This window comes from Aetokthonos hydrillicola CCALA 1050 (assembly GCF_017591665.1).
In the GTDB taxonomy this organism is placed as follows: domain Bacteria; phylum Cyanobacteriota; class Cyanobacteriia; order Cyanobacteriales; family Nostocaceae; genus Aetokthonos; species Aetokthonos hydrillicola.
On sequence record NZ_JAAKGC010000005.1, the window covers coordinates 148626 to 168236 of the forward strand.

At 39.4% G+C, this 19611-nt stretch carries 19 protein-coding genes; 6 read left to right on the plus strand and 13 right to left on the minus strand.

What is annotated here, in order from left to right:
• Nucleotides 1–321 precede the first annotated feature (321 nt).
• From G4P69_RS04355 to G4P69_RS04380, 6 genes are all read right to left on the minus strand, one after another.
• Nucleotides 322–600 (minus strand): hypothetical protein, encoded by a 279-nt coding sequence (locus tag G4P69_RS04355; protein ID WP_208340866.1) that lies wholly within the window; start codon nt 598–600, stop codon nt 322–324.
• A gap of 161 nt (nt 601–761) precedes the next feature.
• Nucleotides 762–1202 carry a Spy/CpxP family protein refolding chaperone gene (locus tag G4P69_RS04360; protein ID WP_208340868.1) on the minus strand — a complete coding sequence of 147 codons (441 nt, stop codon included), beginning with the start codon at nt 1200–1202 and terminating at the stop codon, nt 762–764.
• A gap of 34 nt (nt 1203–1236) precedes the next feature.
• The gene (locus G4P69_RS04365) at nt 1237–1596 is read right to left on the minus strand and encodes a hypothetical protein (RefSeq protein WP_208340869.1); all 360 of its coding nucleotides are present in this window, start codon (nt 1594–1596) and stop codon (nt 1237–1239) included.
• The gene (locus G4P69_RS04370) at nt 1593–2261 is read right to left on the minus strand and encodes a sigma-70 family RNA polymerase sigma factor (protein ID WP_310834394.1); all 669 of its coding nucleotides are present in this window, start codon (nt 2259–2261) and stop codon (nt 1593–1595) included. Before G4P69_RS04370 ends, G4P69_RS04365 begins: the two co-directional genes overlap by 4 nt.
• Before the next feature lie 93 nt (nt 2262–2354).
• A complete protein-coding gene (locus tag G4P69_RS04375) occupies nt 2355–3578 on the minus strand; it encodes a hypothetical protein (RefSeq protein WP_208340871.1) in 1224 nt (407 codons plus the stop codon).
• Between the two features lie 226 nt (nt 3579–3804).
• Nucleotides 3805–5541 carry a hypothetical protein gene (locus G4P69_RS04380; RefSeq protein ID WP_208340873.1) on the minus strand — a complete coding sequence of 579 codons (1737 nt, stop codon included), beginning with the start codon at nt 5539–5541 and terminating at the stop codon, nt 3805–3807.
• Nucleotides 5542–6361: 820 nt separating this feature from the next.
• Here G4P69_RS04380 and G4P69_RS04385 point away from each other — a divergent pair.
• Nucleotides 6362–7135, plus strand: coding sequence for a glycosyltransferase family 2 protein (locus G4P69_RS04385; protein WP_243902302.1), 774 nt, complete (start codon nt 6362–6364; stop codon nt 7133–7135).
• Complete coding sequence (locus G4P69_RS04390; protein ID WP_208340875.1) at nt 7132–8199, plus strand: NAD-dependent epimerase/dehydratase family protein; 1068 nt, start codon at nt 7132–7134, stop codon at nt 8197–8199. Before G4P69_RS04385 ends, G4P69_RS04390 begins: the two co-directional genes overlap by 4 nt.
• 92 nt (nt 8200–8291) lie before the next feature.
• On the opposite strand, the gene G4P69_RS04395 is transcribed toward G4P69_RS04390, so the two are convergent.
• The 5 genes from G4P69_RS04395 to G4P69_RS04415 form a co-directional block, all read right to left on the minus strand.
• The gene (locus tag G4P69_RS04395; RefSeq protein ID WP_208340877.1) at nt 8292–9488 is read right to left on the minus strand and encodes a thioesterase domain-containing protein; all 1197 of its coding nucleotides are present in this window, start codon (nt 9486–9488) and stop codon (nt 8292–8294) included.
• Between the two features lie 866 nt (nt 9489–10354).
• Complete coding sequence (locus tag G4P69_RS04400; RefSeq protein ID WP_208340879.1) at nt 10355–11629, minus strand: ribulose bisphosphate carboxylase small subunit; 1275 nt, start codon at nt 11627–11629, stop codon at nt 10355–10357.
• Nucleotides 11630–11771: 142 nt separating this feature from the next.
• A complete protein-coding gene (locus G4P69_RS04405; RefSeq protein ID WP_208340881.1) occupies nt 11772–12098 on the minus strand; it encodes a ribulose bisphosphate carboxylase small subunit in 327 nt (108 codons plus the stop codon).
• 16 nt (nt 12099–12114) lie between these two features.
• On the minus strand, nt 12115–12522 hold the full coding sequence (gene rcbX, locus G4P69_RS04410) for a RuBisCO chaperone RbcX (protein ID WP_208340883.1): 408 nt from the start codon (nt 12520–12522) through the stop codon (nt 12115–12117).
• A gap of 84 nt (nt 12523–12606) precedes the next feature.
• Nucleotides 12607–14037: a form I ribulose bisphosphate carboxylase large subunit gene (locus G4P69_RS04415; protein WP_208340888.1), complete on the minus strand. Its 1431-nt coding sequence runs from the start codon at nt 14035–14037 to the stop codon at nt 12607–12609.
• Between the two features lie 611 nt (nt 14038–14648).
• On the opposite strand from G4P69_RS04415, the gene G4P69_RS04420 reads away from it, so the two are divergent.
• From G4P69_RS04420 to G4P69_RS04435, 4 genes are all read left to right on the plus strand, one after another.
• Nucleotides 14649–15749 carry a ligand-binding sensor domain-containing protein gene (locus G4P69_RS04420; RefSeq protein ID WP_390691842.1) on the plus strand — a complete coding sequence of 367 codons (1101 nt, stop codon included), beginning with the start codon at nt 14649–14651 and terminating at the stop codon, nt 15747–15749.
• Between the two features lie 99 nt (nt 15750–15848).
• Nucleotides 15849–16625: a 3-methyl-2-oxobutanoate hydroxymethyltransferase gene (panB, locus tag G4P69_RS04425; protein ID WP_208348648.1), complete on the plus strand. Its 777-nt coding sequence runs from the start codon at nt 15849–15851 to the stop codon at nt 16623–16625.
• A 134-nt stretch (nt 16626–16759) separates the two neighbouring features.
• A complete protein-coding gene (locus tag G4P69_RS04430) occupies nt 16760–17128 on the plus strand; it encodes a hypothetical protein (RefSeq protein ID WP_208346334.1) in 369 nt (122 codons plus the stop codon).
• 115 nt (nt 17129–17243) lie between these two features.
• The gene (locus G4P69_RS04435; protein ID WP_208348617.1) at nt 17244–18194 is read left to right on the plus strand and encodes an aldo/keto reductase; all 951 of its coding nucleotides are present in this window, start codon (nt 17244–17246) and stop codon (nt 18192–18194) included.
• A 15-nt stretch (nt 18195–18209) separates the two neighbouring features.
• Here G4P69_RS04435 and G4P69_RS04440 read toward each other — a convergent pair whose 3' ends face one another.
• Together G4P69_RS04440 and G4P69_RS04445 are read right to left on the minus strand one after the other, a co-directional pair.
• The gene (locus tag G4P69_RS04440) at nt 18210–18452 is read right to left on the minus strand and encodes an HAD family hydrolase (protein ID WP_208348620.1); all 243 of its coding nucleotides are present in this window, start codon (nt 18450–18452) and stop codon (nt 18210–18212) included.
• Between the two features lie 56 nt (nt 18453–18508).
• The coding region (locus tag G4P69_RS04445; RefSeq protein ID WP_208348635.1) for an RNA-guided endonuclease InsQ/TnpB family protein at nt 18509–19611 on the minus strand (1103 nt) is incomplete at its 5' end.

Consider the following 19611-nt stretch of genomic DNA (forward strand, 5'->3'; position numbering starts at 1 on the left):
TATAAATTAAACTTCCACAAATAAAGCTTGGTTTATTTGCCAACAAGTACCGATTTTTTGCACTTTTAACTTCAACAAACTGGGTTTTCAGGGTGCTGTACTGATACTTTAGTAAGTAAATTTAGGTATTTAAAGTTAAATGACTATTTCCTATATAGACAGATAAAATTAATGTTGATCACTCAAGTAACCTACTAATAATTGATGCTTAATTATTGAATTACTCAATCACTATTAAGTTATTTAAGTTTCTATTAATAGAAACTTGCGTTTCTCGCTAAATTGCACAAATATCAAAAGCATTTTTTATGGTTTATGCCCTCAATAGGGTGCAGTTTCTGCTTCAACCTTACCACCAGGTACTTTACAGCCCAAAACCCACATCATATTTCCACATTCTTGGTTAGTACTGCTATTACCATTTGTCATGTACTGTGCAACCAAACTCAGACATCTAAGTACTTGTGCAAAATTAAATATACATTTGTCATAAGGTAGACTGGACGCGATCGCACTTTGCGTTTGCGGTGAAAAAGAACCCGAAACTCTAAATAGGTAAGTAGGAATAAACCTAGCTATGTAACAAAATGTAAAAACCACCAAACCTTTGCGATCGCGTAAAGAGCAAGCGAGCGTAGTTTCATTAACTCACCCGCGTAGTTTTCATTCAAGCCTCGATGTTTACCGTAGCAATTAATACTTGAATTTAATTTTTATAGGATTATGCAAAGAAGATTTTAGCCTCAATCCTGTAAAATTAGTTATTGCTTATACATATGAGCAGTAAACATTTGTCGTTGCTGGGCATTTAGAATCTCCCGTGTAGCAAGTGTAATTTCAAACTGAGCATCAGCATACTGTTGTCTGAGCTTCTTAAGCTGGTTATATTTATCGCGCACCTGGTCTTTAGAGGCTGTTCCCGCCATGAGCGTTTCTAATTCTTGCTGTGCTTGAAGTACCGCTTGTCTTTTTTGCTCAAGCTGGTCTTTTGATTGATTGCGAATCACTTTAATTTGCTGTAACTGCTGGGGTGTTAAGTTTAGCTCTTGCAGCCAACCAGAAGGTCGCGGTTGTGGACGTGGGGAAGTTGTCAAGTTTTGGGCAACAACTTGAGGTAAGAGCAAATTTGGCTGAGCAAGAGCGCTGATACCACAGAAAGCAATGATGGTAGCTGCCACTGTGGAAACACGACGCAGTAACATAGCACCTATCTCCTAATAATTGTTAATAAGTAGATTAATTCATTTCTGAAACAGAAAATACATCGCCTTCTGGGGACTGACCAACTGTCCCATGCCAATTGTTTTCCATAAATCTTTCTAGTTTCGCAAGTTCAGCGGGACTAGTAGTTTCTTGGGTAGACATTAAGGCACGATAACCAACGATAGCAGCCACTAAAGAAGCAGCAATCATTGATGGAATCAGCCAAAGCACTGGACGGCGGTTCCGAATTTGTATTGGTGGCGATATAGGATGCAACATCGCTATATTGTCTAGGATCTGCTGTTCTAAATCTAGCGAGGCTGATGGAACTTCTGGGCGATTTTGACGGAGAAAATTAACTAGGTCGTTGTCATCCTTAGGAAATAGGGTCATAGTTGTACTCCCTGTTGCTTGAGAAATTGACGCATAGCAGCACGAGCATGGAATAGGCGTGACTTGACTGTTCCTACAGGAATATCTAGAATTTGGGCAACTTCTTTTTGTGGCACTTCTTCTAAATCATGTAAAACCAGAATCGTGCGATGGTCAAAGCTCAGGCTGTCTAGTCCTCGTTGCACCAAGTCCTGATAATGGAGCTCCATAAGATCAGGTGCGTCCTGTTGGGTAGGACTTTTTTCAGTGATATTCTGCAATTGAGTCCTTCCTTGAACTACTTTTTGTCGCTGATCAGAAGCTACATTCCAAGCAATGCGGTAAAGCCAAGTAGAAAACTTTGCTGAACCCCGAAATTTGGGCAGACCTTTCCAAGCTCTAAGAAAAACCTCCTGCACCAAATCATCTAAGCTGGATTGGTCACACAGTTGATAAAGGATAGACCTTACTCGGTGCTGATGTCGACGGTAGAGCTTACGAAAGCTTTGAGAATCGCCTTTAAGACATTGCTGTACCAAGTCGTGATCAGACTCGCCTTCCGATTTGCTATTGAATTGACCGCCCTGCGAAACATTAGTTGGCACAACTAACACCTGAGCAACCCCCATCCATCCGTTGCGTAGCTTATATTTATTAAGACTGGTCGGGTGGTAAGAAAGGTTCACTTTATTTTACATTTAGTAGGTTAAAAGGATCAGTCGGCGATTTGTACAATACTTTTGCCAAACCACTCAACCATCAACGAACAGTTTTCAGTTTCATGGATATGAGTAGTTATTAAATGTCCCGTTATTTGGATACTGTCTTATATTCTGAGTAGGGTAAGACAAATTATACTGATATCTCTGAGGAGACTGTTGCCAGCTATTAGTAGTGTAATTATTAGTGGTTACGGAGTTATACGGTGTGGTAACTCCTTGATTCCGGGTTTGCGTATAGTAAGGCGTTGTGTAAGTAGATGTAGTAGAAGTAGTGGGCGAGACTAGTGTTGTTGATGGCACCAGACTAGATGGTTGTTGGTTAACAGTAAAGTTACTATAGTTACTGTATCTGTTCAAAATTCGATTAACATTATAACGAGATGGAGCAGATGCATAGGGATAAGGATTAATACTAGAATAAGGGTTTAGCTGCTGGGTTGTTATTTGAGGTTGAGTGTAATTTGTTGTTACACTAGGAAGGTTAGTTGTGTTTGTACTTACCCCAGTAGTTAATGGGCTAATTTGTCTAGCAGAGTTATTAATAGGTAATGATTGTCCAGCAAAGGAATTTGGCTGCATTGAAGCGTTGCTGCCATCTAAAGCCTGCGGGTACTGGTTTACCGATTGATTTTGTGCGATTTGTGGGTTAACTGAAGCAGTATTTTGACTAGAGTTGGTTTGATTAAGTGATCCTACTCCTGCGCTTGAGCCCAGGGATGTTGAAGTTAATCCAGACAATATAGATGATGTCGTTGCGGAATTAGCACCTAATAACTTGCTTTCCGTCTGAAGATTTTTACCCTGCAATAAATTGTCTGCCTGTACCAAAAATGGATTTTCTGTCCTTAGAGTGGATGAGGAATTTGTTGTTTCCCCACTATTCATAGATTTAGTGTCTTGGTTTTTGCTAGCTAAATCCTTTGATGAGGTTTTGCTATTGTTGTTTTGCTCAGTAGTTGCCGCCGGTAGCTGTAAACTAGCTCGAGGAGCGGTATTATAGAGTACTGCGGAGTTATCAATGTCTGCGGCAGTACGCGAAGCATCAAGCCCTTGGTTTACCGCTTTGTCTTCTTTTGAAACAGAAGAGTCCCCAGATTGCTCTGAAACAGCTGGTTTTTGCTCTCGCTTAGTTAAAAAGTCTGGATCAGTCCAATATTCTTTGATGACTAACCCTAATACAGACAGAAAAATCGCTGTAACCCAAAAGCTAGGCCGTGCTAAATTCCACAATCTAGCTTTAAGATAGCGTAAAAAGGCGGGAGGATAATAGCGGCGTGTCATGGCTAGCGGTGTATAACTTTACTGAAAAATTACCAAAACTTCAGGGAAACTCTTTTTATCCTAACTGCTGAGCACTTATTAGTCATTACTCATATGCATAATTTTTGCTTTTTTTCAAGGAATAACCCACTGATTTGAGCGAGTGTAACCACATTGTAAGGGCAAACAGCCGTAAGCCCCCACGGATATACTTCATTCAGTTGAAATTTGCTATCAATGAGCTTGTTCAATAAGCTGCTATCGCCTTGGTAGCAAGCTGGTGTACTTTTTTAATTTTTATTTCGTTATTTAGCTTCACAAATTGTTTATGATTTGGGTCATAAACCCAAGCCTTAATAACACTTTCACCCACGGGGATGGAACTAAGAGAAACATCGACTGACCATCGTGACTTCTGATAATCGCTTGAGTTCAAAAGCTGTGCTACAACAGGTTTTTTTACTTTAACGACAGCATTTGCAAAAAATGACTTCTTATCATTATAAGATAGTAAAACTAACTGTGGTTGTTCCTTACCGTCTGGTAATACCACCCATCCGGAAAACCGAATATCCTCGTTGTTATCCACTATTAAAGGCTTATCTTTTTTGGTGGGGCTATCAATATAGCCGTAATTTTTTATCGTTTTCTCTGTAAACGCTATATCTCTGGGGAAATTTCTAAAACCTATCCTTTGAAGGATTTCAGAGGTTTCTATAAGCTGAAATTCTCTGGGAGAAATGGAGTCTAAACAGTTATTGGGTTGTTGACGAAGAGATGGATCTATAAAATGAATTATCTCGAAACAAGTTTTACCACTAGTTCTTTCGATCCAAGTTCCTCTACCTCTTCCAATCTCTTGATCAGAGTTAGAAACCCATATCAAAAAAATGATAACAAATATGCATAATGAACGTTTGTAAATATTTCTGATTTTACAATTTAGTTTATAGTAAATTAATAACCGCAAAATTTGTAGTAGGGCTATCACTAGTAATACTGTCACACTTGTATATCTAGATGACTTAGCTTGTTCAACACCAAAGCCTGCTCTACCTAAAGTTGTTAGTAAGGCAAATAAAGTCGTAAACCAACCTAATGATAACCAAGGAGTAGCATTACGGGCAAAGTCCGATTTGTAGTTTTTTAGATAGTATATATTAAATAATACAAAACTAAACGTGATGATAAACCCCAGGATAGCAACAGGAATAAATACCTTGCCAATAGAGCTTCCTAAAAGAGTTAATAGGTAAGTTATAGCAATTAAGGGTTTTTTAAAAAAGAAAAATATATCTGGATGATTACTCGGTTTTATATACCCGATTTGATAAATAAATAATGATAAGACAAAAAGCAGTATCCATACCAAAAGTCGAACTTTCTTTTGTCTATTACTACCTTCAACAGAAGCTACTGTAGGTACGAGGGAAATCCAAGAGAATAAACCGTGAGCTGAAGAAAAACTAGCAATGAAACACAGGATAGCTGAGATGGAAAGTCGGAGGATCGGAAGTAATTTTTTGGGTACGACTAGAAAGAAAATTGATAGGATTACGCAAGTGTTAATAAAAAACCAAGCCAGTTGAAATCCCCATAACCAATTCTCCCATTGAACTAAAGAAAACAGTAGAAGACACGTCGTAATGTTAAATAAGTGAAATAGTATCTTATCCTGATTTGGATTATCAGATGCAATTCTATATATTGCACAAAAAGACACGATGACTAGGAAAATACTAAAGTACATTTCCCTAGTTGTATCCCAACTTGATGTAAAGGCTAAAATGATAAATATGATTTTTGGAAAAAACAGGCGATGCTCATTATTTTGAGCAAAAAAATCTCCGAATTTTGCATTATCTGATGCAAATTTATCAAAAAAACTGACTAAACTCCACTCATCCCAAAAAGGGATATTTACATTAAAGTTGGTAACAAACCACATTATTAGAGCAACTGGTAACACATAAGCAATAAGCAAATATCTTCTAAAAAACAATTTGTTATTTGAATGCATTGTAATTAAAAACGAATCTAAATTTACATTTTGTGGTAATTGCAGTTCAGTAATTTGCAGCGAAATTACAAGGATTTTATATCATAATATATGAGTAGTCAGACAGAATAAATTAAGTACACAGTTTATTTTTTTGTTGACTATTAGAGAGCCTATTCGCTTCCTCGGTTGTAAACTTTCATGAGTAAATACTGAAGTAAAAATTGTATCAAAAAAACATATCTAGCCTTTTTCCTTGCTCCAAGTAATAATACTTACAATTATTATGATATGCGTAAAAGTATAAGCAACAATGTTGTTATCTTAGAAAACCTAATACATCTTTTCAATACTTACTATGCATAACTTTAGCGACTTTTTAAGTTATCACAAAATAAAAGATTGGAATTATAATATAGTAAATATCTATCTTAAGAGAGATTATCATAGAAAAAATATCATGTTAAGTATAATCTTAAAAATCTAAACACTAATTTGCTTTCATTCTTGGTAGAGTTAGTTTGAGTACAGGGATGTGCCCGGAGCAAACAGAATCTGTTCTTAACAAACAAGCGGGAAAAGGCGTCAAAGCTGGAATTTCTTGTTTTCTTCTAGGGTTACTTAGTATCAAGACTTTTTACCCTAGTATAAAAACTGCTCAGTAATGCATAAATTTTTTGTATCAAACAATGATTTCAACAAAAAATCAATCTGTAAGCTGTAGGTGGAAGTGATTCCATTAATTCAGTCAAAATAACTCTCGTTTACCAAAACCCTTTTAACCATAAAATTTGAGAACGAAAATTTGAGAAAGATAAAGGTTCTGTCGGTTGTGATACCTGCTCACAATGAGGAAAGCTGTATCGGTGAAACGATTCAATCTATTAGTTCCTGTCTAGAACAAAAGATTGATTACGAAATTTTGGTTGTTAACGATAACAGCCGAGATGGCACAGAAAAACTGTTGCAGCAGATTTGTTGTCAAAATAGCAAAGTGCGTTATGTCAATAACTATTACCCGAATGGTTTTGGCTTTGCAGTGCGATGTGGTCTAGAGAATTTTCAAGGAGATGCCGTAGCAATTGTTATGGCAGATAATTCTGATGCACCAGAAAATATCTTGGATTACTATTACAAGCTGCAAGAAGGGTATGACTGTGTGTTTGGCTCACGATTTATAAGAGGAGGTAAAGTCGTTGACTACCCTTCGCACAAACTAATTATAAATCGATTAGCTAACTTATTTATTCAAATTTTATTTGGCTTAAAGTTTAATGACACAACTAATGCTTTTAAAGCTTATCGTCGTGAAGTAATAGAAGGGATTGCACCACTGCTATCTCATCACTTTAACTTAACAGTTGAAATGCCTCTTAAGGCAATTGTTAGAGAGTATTCCTACACAACCGTTCCGATTACTTGGCGTAACAGAAAAACAGGGATTTCTAAGCTAAAGCTTCAAGAAATGGGAAGCCGGTATTTGTTTATTGTTTGTTATGTCTTCTTAGAAAAGACTCTTGCTAGAGGAGATTACGTTCGCAAAAACTCTCAGATAATAATCCAAAATAAAACTCAATGAGTAAACGTATTTTGATTACCGGAGGAGCCGGTTTTGTAGGTAGTTCGATAGGTATTGGACTGGCTGAACGCTATCCTGACTGGCAAATCATTGCTTTAGATAACTTGAAGCGACGGGGTTCTGAACTAAAAGTACCTTTTCTCAAGGAAGTTGGTATTCAATTTATTCATGGAGATGTCCGAAATCCAGAAGATTTAGCTCCAGCAATACTTCAACCTGATTTAATCTTAGAGTGTTCTGCAGAGCCGTCCGTTTTGGCAGGATATACTTCTCCTAGATATGTATTGCAAACCAACTTAGTAGGAACGATTAACTGTCTAGAATTAGCTCGGCATACTCAGGCTGATTTTATTTTTTTATCTACGAGTCGAGTCTATCCCATAGCATACCTTAACAATTTGAGCTTTATAGAAACGGAAACACGCTTTCAACTTTTACAACAGCAGTACTTACCAGGAGCATCTGATCATGGAATTTCAGAAGAATTTCCTTTAGATAAAGTACGCTCTCTCTACGGTTCAACTAAACTAGCCTCAGAATTACTGATTGCTGAGTACGCTGATGCTTACGGGTTAAGAACTCTTATTAATCGTTGTGGAGTGTTAACAGGTCCATGGCAAATGGGTAAAGTGGATCAAGGTATTTTCGCCTTGTGGATGGCATGTCATTACTTCCGCAAACCCTTAAAATACATAGGCTATGGAGGAACAGGTAAACAAGTTAGAGACTTTTTGCATGTGGCTGATTTACTAGACCTTATCGATCTACAGATTGACAGTTTAGAGGAGTTGAAAGGACAGACTTTTAATGTGGGTGGTGGAGTGAATAACACACTTTCGCTGTGCGAGACAACTCAGCTTTGTCAGGAAATCAGTGGTCATGAAGTTCCAATCATTCCCGTTTTAGAAAACCGAATCGGTGATATTCCTATCTTTATTACAGATTCGCGTAAAGTGATGAGTGTGACTGGATGGCAACCTAAGAGAGATGACAAAACCACTCTTACTGAAATTTATGAGTGGATTTATCAATTTGAGGCGCAAGTCTGTCATGTTTTTCACTGAACTACTCACACAAGCGATCGGAGTTTAGTCCAGCAACCTGAAGCGCCGATCGCTGCGCGGAATAGAATTGGTTTGTTTACCCCTTTTACTCGTCAGCTATCTGCTCTGAGAGAGTTGATTTTGTAAACTTTTTCTAGGCGATCGCGCAATTTTTCAGCAAGAATCTGTACATGAGGTTCTTGGAGTACAGACATATGAGAGCCAGGGATGTAATCGACATCTAATTTTCCGAGAATAATATCTCTCCAACCGAAATAAGGATCATATTCTACCCCTACAGCATCGTCTCGATTTTTATCTTCGGTTCGCAACAGAGTTATATTACCTGCGTAAGTTTGAAACACATATTCAGCAAGAGCCTGGACGTTAGCATCTATAACTTCTAAATGTTCGTTATCACCATTGAAATTACTGGTAATACTTATTGCATGTTGCGCCACATCGAAGTAACGCTTGTAATGCTGTTTAAGATGGTAATTACTGTGCTGACTCCAGCCTTTAACCTTTTGCCAGAGATAAGCTGGCCCCATTTTTATAGTATTCTTGATATGTAATAAAACTCGTATGAAAAGTGGTGTCCGTTTAATATAACCAGGACGGCAGGTATCAATCATTGCTATAATACCTACATCTTCTCCTTGGCGGTGGAGTTGCTGAGCTATTTCAAAAGCTACTATACCCCCAAAGGAATACCCTGCTAAAAAATAAGGACCATTCGGCTGAAAACGTTGAATTTCCCGAACGTAGTGAGATGCCATCTCTTCTACTCGAGTGTAGGGAGAGCGTTTTCCATCTAGCCCTTGCGGTTGTAAACCATAAACTGGTTGATCTGAGCCTAGAAGCAATGCCAGTTCACGGTAACATAAAACCTCACCCCCGAGTGGATGTATACAAAATAAAGGTGGCTTGAAACCGGTTGGCTGAATTTCTACTAGGGATGACCAAGAAACTTTTGATTCCTCCTGTTGTGGTGATAAAGCAGCTGAGGAGAGATTTACCGTAGTTTGACCAGATGCTGTATTTTCGCGTTGAGCAATCCTTTGGGCAAGAGTCTCAACAGTACCTGCTTGGAATAGTGTGGCTATTGGAAACTTTATGCCGAATTTCTTGTCTATCTCAGCAAATAGATCGACTGCTAGTAACGAATCTCCGTCCAAATCAAAGAAGTCATCCCTTACACCAATAGGTTGAACACCTAAAAGTCTCTCCCAAATCTTCGTGAGTTCACGCTCTAAATCATTCCGAGGAGCAATAAATGTTGGTTTTGTTGTTTTAGAAACACTGCTCATATATATCTTGAAAGTGAGAAATAAGCTTTAGGTAAGTACTAGAGATTTTAATGAATACGAAAGCTTCAAGAAAGAGTCTAATTTATCTTTTCCATCCAACGTAAACATTTATTTAGCATTCCGAGAAAAATGCGCTAAATATATAGCTACTTGCATCTATGCACGTAGCCAATTCACATTTCAAGTGAGAAGAATTAATATATACAGACTATTGTATATAGCAACTTGCTCTACTCATAGAACTTGAATAGATTTGTGTAATTATACACCTGTACGTTATACTTAAATTCTCGACCATATCAATTTTTCTCAACATATCAAAGACTCGGGAATTTGATGTATACGCATTTAGGCAAAACTCGAAAAAGCTTACTGTAACCATTTTTATTTAATGTATAACAATGGCTACTTTTTTGATTAAGTCCTACCTTGTTATAAGAAAATCAAGATTCATCTGAAACGACTATACCTATATATCGTATAGTTCATGAAATCAATGGGGGCTAAAGTTGTAATAGATTTCATAAAATCTTTATCTCAACTTTAATATCCTTTGCTTAAAGATAATATCTTTTCAATGCTTAATGAGGACTATATGAAACCCGCTCTTGTTTCATCAGTATTATAGTAGATTTTTCAGAAAATTAAATTGACAGATATCTATCCCATAGGTCTATCAAGTGAAGCCACTCACCTATATCAGTCTACTTTTGCTAATCAAAATCTTATCGATTTTAGAGCTTCCTGTATTACGCCACAGTAGTATTGACTGTGACCTCAAACAAACATTTATACATTATGTTTTTTGATTGATCAGGTGACATAATGCAACTTTGTGTGATTAATTTTGTTTTACTACTGAAGTTTTATGAACTTCGTTTCGGACGTTGGATAATCGTTTCTACAACCCGCCGTTTTGCATTAGGATCAATTGCTACTAAGCGAACATATTCATTGCTATGCTCAGCTAAACATGAATCCACAATAGTCATTGCATCAGATTTTGCATCACTGGGATTAATAGTGGAACAACTTTGCCAAGAGCCTGTGCGAAAACGGCGCTCATCTACATACTCAATGCTAATCTTATAGCCCTGTGAAAGAATATGACGTATCTGTTCTTGGGTTTCTAAGCTCAAATGAGGGCTTAATATCTGTTTGTCAAAACCGTTAGCTTTTACTTTTTGGCTTCCGTCGTCAACTGATTGACTAGGTATTGCTGTACCATTACCAGATGTAGGAGCAAGTTGATAATTTTTTCTATTTAAGCGATTGTACTCATCAACCAACTGAGAACTTTCTACGCGTTTTTGTTCCGCAACCATTAAATTACCCATCTCTATTAAATGGGACAAGCCAAATTGAGGCTTTTTAAATTCTGGTGGTCCTTCTACGCTATTAACTACGGTTAGCGATACACGCTCAATACCGACTTGATGGATAAAGTCGCGGATTTGTTCGTCGTAGATACGCGATCGCAAAGCACTAAAAAAGTCGATTGACTGATTAGCAAATGTATCAACTAATTGTTCAATTTCCTGGCGTGACAATCGATCTTCAACAAAAATCCCGTTGACAATACCTACCTTGTCGTCTCTGTCTGGTTCCCAGTAAAATTTTTCCATTCGACCATCCCGAATCAATGGTGCGTAAAGCGTGGAAAAATCGTTTCCTGTAACAATAATCGGCACACGATGTAAAGGTGTTGCGTCATAGCTACCAGGAAGCTGCACATTGGTAGGATTATCAGCAATATTCATTAACGTAGCATTTACCAACTGTGTATTAACAGTATACTGAGTGCCTTCATCAAAACGCCCTGCACCAGCATCTAAATCATTAATCATTAATACACACATTTTGCCACGTACACGAATCAGTTCTGCTGTTTCTCGATAACGCAACCGAATAAGGCGTGCTGGATCTCCTGCATCTGGACTTTCCAATTCTCCGCCAGATATGTGAGTGACTTCCACGCCCATTTTTTCAAAGACTAACTCACATTGAAAAGACTTTCCCTCACCTTTACGCCCATGAACACCCAAAATTAAAGGTACTCGTACACCAGGAAGGTCTAAAAAGTTTTTAGTGATATGAACAGCAATTTTATCAAGAAACCGGGGAGAGATATAATAGTTCATCGTAGGGGGATGTTGAGAAACCCAAAGGTATTTACTCCTCTGTTGATCTTACCTCAAGTTCCATCAAGTCGATTCAATAAAAAAAGGCAGATTGGTCTGCCTTTACGTATTAAAGAATAAATAAGTTCAAGCAAAACCTGCTTTATCTATTGGGTTTGTGAACGATAAAGCTGAGGATTTGGCACTGCTTGATGTTGTCAAAACCTACTACACGGATGTAGTTGTTAGGATACTGAGAACGGCAAGATTGAACTTCGTTGAGTACTTCTTGAGTACTTCCAGCACCAAACAAAGGTAGCTTCCATAGTGTCCAGTAAGCTTCTGTTGGATCAGATGTTTCGTTGAATTCAATAGCTGGAATGTAACCCTGATTCAAAATATACTGAACCTGCTTTGCGATTTGTGAATCGGTGAGCGCGGGTAGATAGGAAAGAGTCTCGAAACGGCGTTGCTTTGGTAGGGTTTGCATAGCTGAATGATAGTTGTTAACTACTTTCTGAATTAGGATCTGATGTTGCTTGGTGTTCTGATTCTGGTTCTGGGCTAGCGGTTTGAACCTCTAATTGCGTCATGCGTTCTAGATGCTGGCGACGGTGTTCCATATTGGTTTGCTTGATGCTAGTGCGAACCATTTCTGGTAAAAAATCTGTCACTTCGTCTGCAATGTGTTCCCTAACTACCATGATTCGCAAAGCTAAATCTGGCTTTTCTTTGAACAATTGCTCAAGGTAAGCTTCTCCATCCTGAACCTTGTCAGCAGAAAAGTTTTGCAACCAAAACGCCAAGGGAGGATTTGTTTCACCGAGTTGAGCTAACACTGTTCTTAGCGCCTGATAAGTCAGGTAGCTAGAAAGCATCTTGGCTGTATCCTTCGCAATTTGCTTTATATTCATGCTTGACCCCAGCCCCATTAACTTTAGATGTTGGATTTTAGATTTTAGATTGATCCAAAACCCAAAATCCGCAATCCAAAATACTCAGACGGTATCAACTGGTTTGAAATCAAACTTAATTTCTTTCCACAGTTCGCAAGCAACAGCAAGTTCAGGAGACCATCTAGCGGCTTCGCGGATGACATCATTTCCTTCGTGAGCCAAGCTCCGACCTTCGTTACGAGCTTGGATACAAGCTTCCAACGCAACACGGTTAGCAGTAGCACCAGGAGCATTACCCCAAGGGTGACCAAGTGTACCACCACCGAATTGTAGCACAGAGTCATCACCGAAGATTTCTACTAGTGCTGGCATGTGCCATACGTGAATACCACCTGAAGCAACAGCCATTACACCAGGCATAGAAGCCCAGTCTTGAGTGAAGTAGATACCGCGAGACTTATCTTGCTCAACGTAGTTTTCACGCAGCAGGTCAACAAAGCCCATTGTGATACCGCGCTCACCTTCAAGCTTACCAACAACGGTTCCAGTGTGGATATGGTCACCACCTGACATCCGCAAAGCTTTTGCTAATACACGGAAGTGGATACCGTGGTTCTTTTGACGGTCGATAACCGCGTGCATAGCGCGGTGAATGTGCAACAATATACCGTTGTCACGACACCAACGAGCCAATGTTGTATTAGCAGTAAAGCCTGCTGTTAGGTAATCGTGCATGATAATGGGCATTTTGAGTTCTTTAGCGTACTCTGCCCGTTTGATCATTTCTTCGCAGGTTGGAGCGGTAACGTTTAAGTAGTGACCTTTGATTTCACCAGTTTCCGCTTGTGCTTTATGAATTGCATCAGCAACAAAGCTAAAGCGATCGCGCCAACGTTGGAATGGTGCTGAGTTAATATTTTCGTCGTCTTTTGTAAAGTCTAACCCACCGCGCAAGCACTCGTATACTGCACGTCCGTAGTTCTTAGCAGACAGACCCAATTTGGGTTTGATCGTACAACCTAGCAATGGACGACCGTATTTATTTAATTTGTCACGCTCTACTTGAATACCATGAGGAGGTCCTTGGAACGTCTTCAGGTACGCTACAGGAATCCGAAGGTCTTCTAGGCGCAAAGCTTTTAGAGCTTTGAAACCAAACACGTTTCCTACAATCGAGGTAAACATGTTGGTAACAGAGCCTTCTTCAAATAAATCCAGAGGATAAGCTATGTAGGCGATAAACTGGTTGTCTTCGCCTGCAACTGGCTCGATGTCATAACAACGACCTTTGTAACGATCAAGGTCTGTTAGTAGGTCAGTCCACACAGTTGTCCAAGTACCTGTAGAAGACTCAGCCGCTACAGCCGCGCCAGCTTCTTCGGGGGGAACTCCGGGTTGGGGTGTAACACGGAATGCTGCTAAAATGTCTGTATCTTTTGGTGTGTAATCTGGGGTGTAATAAGTCAGTCTGTAATCTTTAACCCCTGCTTGATACCCTGTTTTTGTCTGAGTCTTCGTTTGAGCGTAAGACATATTTTCCCTTCCAAGAAGTCATTCTTTGTACTTGCAAATTACGTCCTGTGCAATTCCCCCTTATCTCCGATATGTCCCGCTCTTTCCAGAGTGACCATCGGAAACATTTTTGTCAGGTATTGTCTGTGTTAGAGTTCGCAGTTTTTCTGCTCCAGACACAAGCATGGATTTTCTACGATAATTCCGTTTTAAGGCTTCTGCCCTTGAAATTCCCGGTCTTATGCCCTTACCAGCGTCGTTTTCTCCTCTATTGGAAAATTAAAAATAATTTTTTATTCCTGACACATCGCTAAAATTTTCTCACTATAGTCTTGACAAAGGCGATAGAGAGTGATTAGCTCTAGACAAAAATTGCACTCCACGTAATTTGTAACTTATTTCACAATATATCAAGATTTTGATAAGTTCTCCTTTGAAGATTCTTAACTTTTTCATTTAAATTTCTTATAGGAATAGATTTTTTAACATTTTATTAAGGAACCTTTACAAAAGGTAAGAGATAATATTATGCTGCACTCAAAAAAGGTGATGCGGCTTTTAAGCAGCAAAATGATGCTCAGTCGCTAACGTTATGTAATTAAGCTTATTGTTTATACAAATTTAGGAGAACGGTGACTGTGGTATCGTGTCACAAGTGTAGTTATTTATTTTTATTACTTATAGCTTTCGTAACTGTGCCTGGGATAGGTGGTTTAGGGGCTATCGCCGAAACAAGAATTGCTCAAAAAACTCCTGATGTTGATCCTTCTGAGTTAACCCCAGGTTATCCGGCATCTGCGCCACCTCCCAAAAAAGACCCGTTGCCAAGAGAAAGACGACGCCAAGAAAATTTGCAAGAAACGGATTATCGTGTGAGTGCAGTGCTGGGTGATTTTACAGGTAATCTCTGGGTAGGTTATGGGCGGGGGTTGTCCCACATCGATCCCAACACAGGTAAAATTTTAGCTCGTGTTAGTTTACCGAATATCAGCATTGGTGCTTTAGCTCAAGACAAAGTTGGAAGATTGTGGGTAGGAACTTATGAGGGGCTAAAGCGAGTAGACCCCAGCACTGCCGAAGTTACAGCAGAGAATTTATTTTTGCCTTCTAAACGAGTGCTATCTTTATTAATTGACAAGCGGGGTTATCTGTGGACAGGGACAGATAATGGTTTAGTCTTGGTTAGCCCAGACGAAGGCTTAACAATGACAACACTAAGAAATCTTCCAGGTGTGAGTGCTAACGCTCTAACTTTAGATGCTGAAGGACAGCTTTGGGTTGGAACGCTTGATGGTTTAGTACGAGTCAATACTGCTAGTGCTTTGATTATGAAGCGGATTGACAATTTACCAGGGACTACTGTACAAGCTCTAGCTATTAGTCCACAAGGCTTAATCTGGGCGGGAATGCCGAATAATTTGTTAGTCATTAACCCGAAAAATGGGATAGTACTACGATCTGTGACTCCTTTAAGGGGACGTAATGTGACTGCTATTCGCTTTGCTAAAGATGGTAGTGTTTGGGTTGGCACTGATAATGGTTTGATGCGATTAAACCCAAACACTGGAGCACTACTTGACCAAGTACCTGGTCTTCCTTCTAGCCGTGTTCTTGCTCTAGCACCAGATATCGGTAACAAGTTATGGATTGGTACCAGTGAAGGTTTAGCTTGGTTAATGCCTAAAATGGTAGGTGCACACCCGCATATTGCCTTCAGTCGAGCAGTAAAATAGTAGTTGGGCAAGTTGTTAGTAAAATAACAAAATCCGGGACTACAGAAGCCATGCCCTGTGCCCCATGCCCCATGCCCCATGCCCCATCACCCTCCAACAATGCCAGTCACTACTCAGCAATTAATTGAATGGAAACAACAAAGACGTTCTATTGTGGCATTGACCGCTTGGAATTACGCGATCGCTCAGCTATTAGATGCCGCTGGAGTAGATTTAATACTTGTGGGAGATACCATGGCAGTTGTGTTAGGGTACCCGACAACACTACCAATCACTTTAGAGGAGATGTTACACCATGCTAGTGCTGTGCGCCGTGGTGTGAAACGTGCCTTGATGGTTGTGGATTTGCCATTTTTAACTTATCAAGAAAGTCTCCAACAAGCTATACACTCAGCTGGCAGAGTCTTGAAAGAAACTGGAGCACAAGCGGTAAAAATGGAAGGTGGTTATCCAATTATGGTGGAAACTATCGCTCGTTTGGTGCAAGTAGGTATTCCTGTGATGGGTCATGTAGGTTTGACGCCCCAATCGATACATCAGCTAGGATTAAAGCAACAAGGCAAGACACAGGAAGCTCAAGAGAAGATTTTTCAACAAGCGATCGCCCTAGAACAAGCAGGTGTGTTTTCCATCGTATTAGAGCATATCCCGTCTCAATTAGCAAAACAGATTACAAATCACCTCAGTATTCCTACTATTGGTATTGGTGCAGGTCCACACTGTGATGGTCAAGTTCTAGTTACCTCTGATGTCCTCGGTCTTTCGGAAAGACAGCCTCCATTTGCTAAAATTTATACAAACTTACGTGAGACAATTACAAAAGCTGTACAAGATTACGCGGTGGAAGTGAGGGAGCAAAAGTTTCCAAAAGAGTAGCCTAAAATTAACTACGACAGGTATTTTAAACCTTAATATTACGGAAAATATTATATTTTTGCGAAACATTTGTTTCTGGGCTTGTAGATAAATTTGACTAGCTAATTCTCAAAAAAATCTTCAGGATAAAATTAATGAAATCTACCTTCATTTTATCTACTGTTGCTACTGCAACTACTCTTGCCATTGCTTCTACAATCGGGTTTTTGATAAACACTCCGTCCGGACAGGCACAGCAGCAAATGACAAGACCAACTGTTGCTACTGTGAAAAGTATGATTAATGGTGATATTAGCTGTTACGTTGATTTGAGAGATCCAAAAGGCAAATATTATCAACAAGTCCCTGCTAGATTCGAGATTTGCGGTAAGGAAAAGACTTTCTTAAATAAGAAAGTCCGCCTAACATATGGCAAAGTTCGTGTTATCGATTGTCAGAGCGCTGAACCTTGTGGTAAAACACGCCTAGAAACCCTGATCACTAGAATGGCAATTATTCGATAAGCTTTTCTCAACAATCGTGCTAAGTACTAGAGGAAGTATTACACTGCGATCGCTGCTGGGCAGTACAGTTACAATAAAAAGGTAAAGAAGTGTAAAGTAAATAAAAATAAGTCTAGTGGAAACAATCACATTAGGGCAAAACGGTCCAGCGGTTACACCCCTTTGCATTGGTACTTGGGCTTGGGGTGATAAACTTTTTTGGAGTTATGGCAATGACTATGGTCCAGAGCAGTTAGAAGCGGCCTTTAACGCTGCACTAGAAGCTGGGATTAACTTCTTTGATACAGCTGAGGTTTATGGTCTAGGGCTTTCAGAACAATTGTTAGCGCAATTTATGCACAAAACAGATAAACAGGTGCAAATTGCTACTAAATTCGGCCCATTTCCCTGGCGATTTACAGCAGAGTCTGTTGCTGATGCCTTAACACAGAGCCTTAAACGCCTAGAAGTAGAACAAGTGACTCTTTACCAAGTCCATTGGCCATTCACTTTCTTTATGAGTCAAGAAACTTTAATGAATGCTTTGGCTGATGAAGTAAAGCGAGGCAGGATAGCATCAGTAGGCGTCAGCAACTACTCAGCGGAACAAATGCGGGAAGCACACCAAATTTTAGCTAAGCGCGGAGTGCCTTTAGCTGTGAATCAAGTACGTTATTCTTTGCTCAGTCGTCAAATAGAAAGTAAAGGAATTTCGAATGCTGCTCGTGAATTAGGTGTAACACTTTTAGCATATAGTCCCTTAGCTCAGGGGCTACTTACAGGCAAGTACACGACCCTAAATGGCGAAACTCCCTCTGGTGCAAGAAAATTAGACTCAAGATTTAGTAAAGAAGGCTTGCAGAAAATTGAACCAGTGGTATCCTTGCTACGCGAATTAGGACAAAAGTACAACCGCACTCCTGCACAAGTTGCTCTTAACTGGTTAATCGCACAAGGTAATGTAATACCAATAGCAGGGGTAAAAACAGCACAGCAAGTACAGCAAAATGCTGGTGCTTTGGGTTGGAGGCTCAGTTCGGATGAAGTCGATCAATTAGAGGAAGTAAGCCGTCCTTGGCTAAATTGACAAAGTCTGATAGAGCTATCTTTCTTTCACAAAGGGAGAGCGATCGTACTGCTCTACAAGTGCCGCAGGATCATCGTAAATAGCGATCGCACCCTCTAATTCGGCATCACTGTAACCGCCGCAACGAAAGACAATTGTACCAACTCCAGCTTTTTTTGCTGCCTCGATGTCGTATGGCGTATCGCCTAGCATGACAATAGACTCAGGTGGCATTTGCAATTTGCTCACAGCAGCTTCTAATGAACCACCCCACCGCATGGCGGATGGGGTTTCTAATTTACAGAGCGGGTTCAGTCGCTCCTAATAGTCGTGTATCAAGACGCTTCTTGAACCGTACCTTTACTTTTGTTGCCTACCCAAATATTGATTGTTGTGAGAACTTGACATACCCGAAAGGTTATTTTAGAAACATCAACTTTCGCCTTTCTCAATATGTTAGCCGCCCCATTGGCATCAGCATTTATTGTTGTTCCGTTTGCAGTTTTGTACTCACCGCGTTTTGTTCTTTTACCCGAAGGTTTTTGTGACTTCTGGGCTTCGGTTTCTTTGCCGAATACTGGTAATTCATCATTATCAAAAAATGACTTCTTGCTGGTGTAAGATTCGTCGGTAACTACAAACTCAATACCAACTCGTTCACACAAATATTTGAGCGCGTCACGCAGTGCGGTGAACGGAACCTGGACAAAATTCTGATTGTTTTTATGTCCGTTATTTATTTCGTTCTTGATGCCTTTGTTCCAGCCAAACACAATTTTACCTATGCCATACTCAACACATTTATCAATAACAATGCGTGCTGATTTCTTAATAAAGTCACGCACTTGATTATTTCTAGATTGTGTTGCCCTAGCTAAACTGCCATTCCAAAAATTTTCGTCTTTACCTTTTTTCAATTTGGCTACAGTCTTATTGTAAAACTGGTTTATAGCTTTGAGAGGTCGCCCATTGATAATAAAACCCTGTTCTCCTGTATTAGGAATACAAGTTACAAAGTTATTCAAGCCGATGTCAATGCCTAAAACATTTGAATTATCTAATTTTTCAATAACTTCATTTTTCTTTCTACATACCCAGTGCGCGTAAATCTGTCTGTGCTTTGATGTAATTGTCAACTCAGTCAGTGCTAACGTGTCTACAGCATCGGGAACCCTAAGTTTTATATACTCATTTAACTTAGTCCCAACCACATCTTCTTTACGTAACTTTCTAAATTGTATTCCTGTTGAAATAGTTGCAAATTTTATTCCGTTTTCTACCTCAATTTTAACTGCTTGACCTGGGTAAGTAACTTCAAACATTGCTCCTTTTTCTCTATATCCAGGCAACTTTGGTCTTTTCGTACCTTCCGCGTAGTGTTTATCTAGAAGCTGTTTGAAAGATTTGAAGTTCTCATAAACTTTGTGACATACAGATT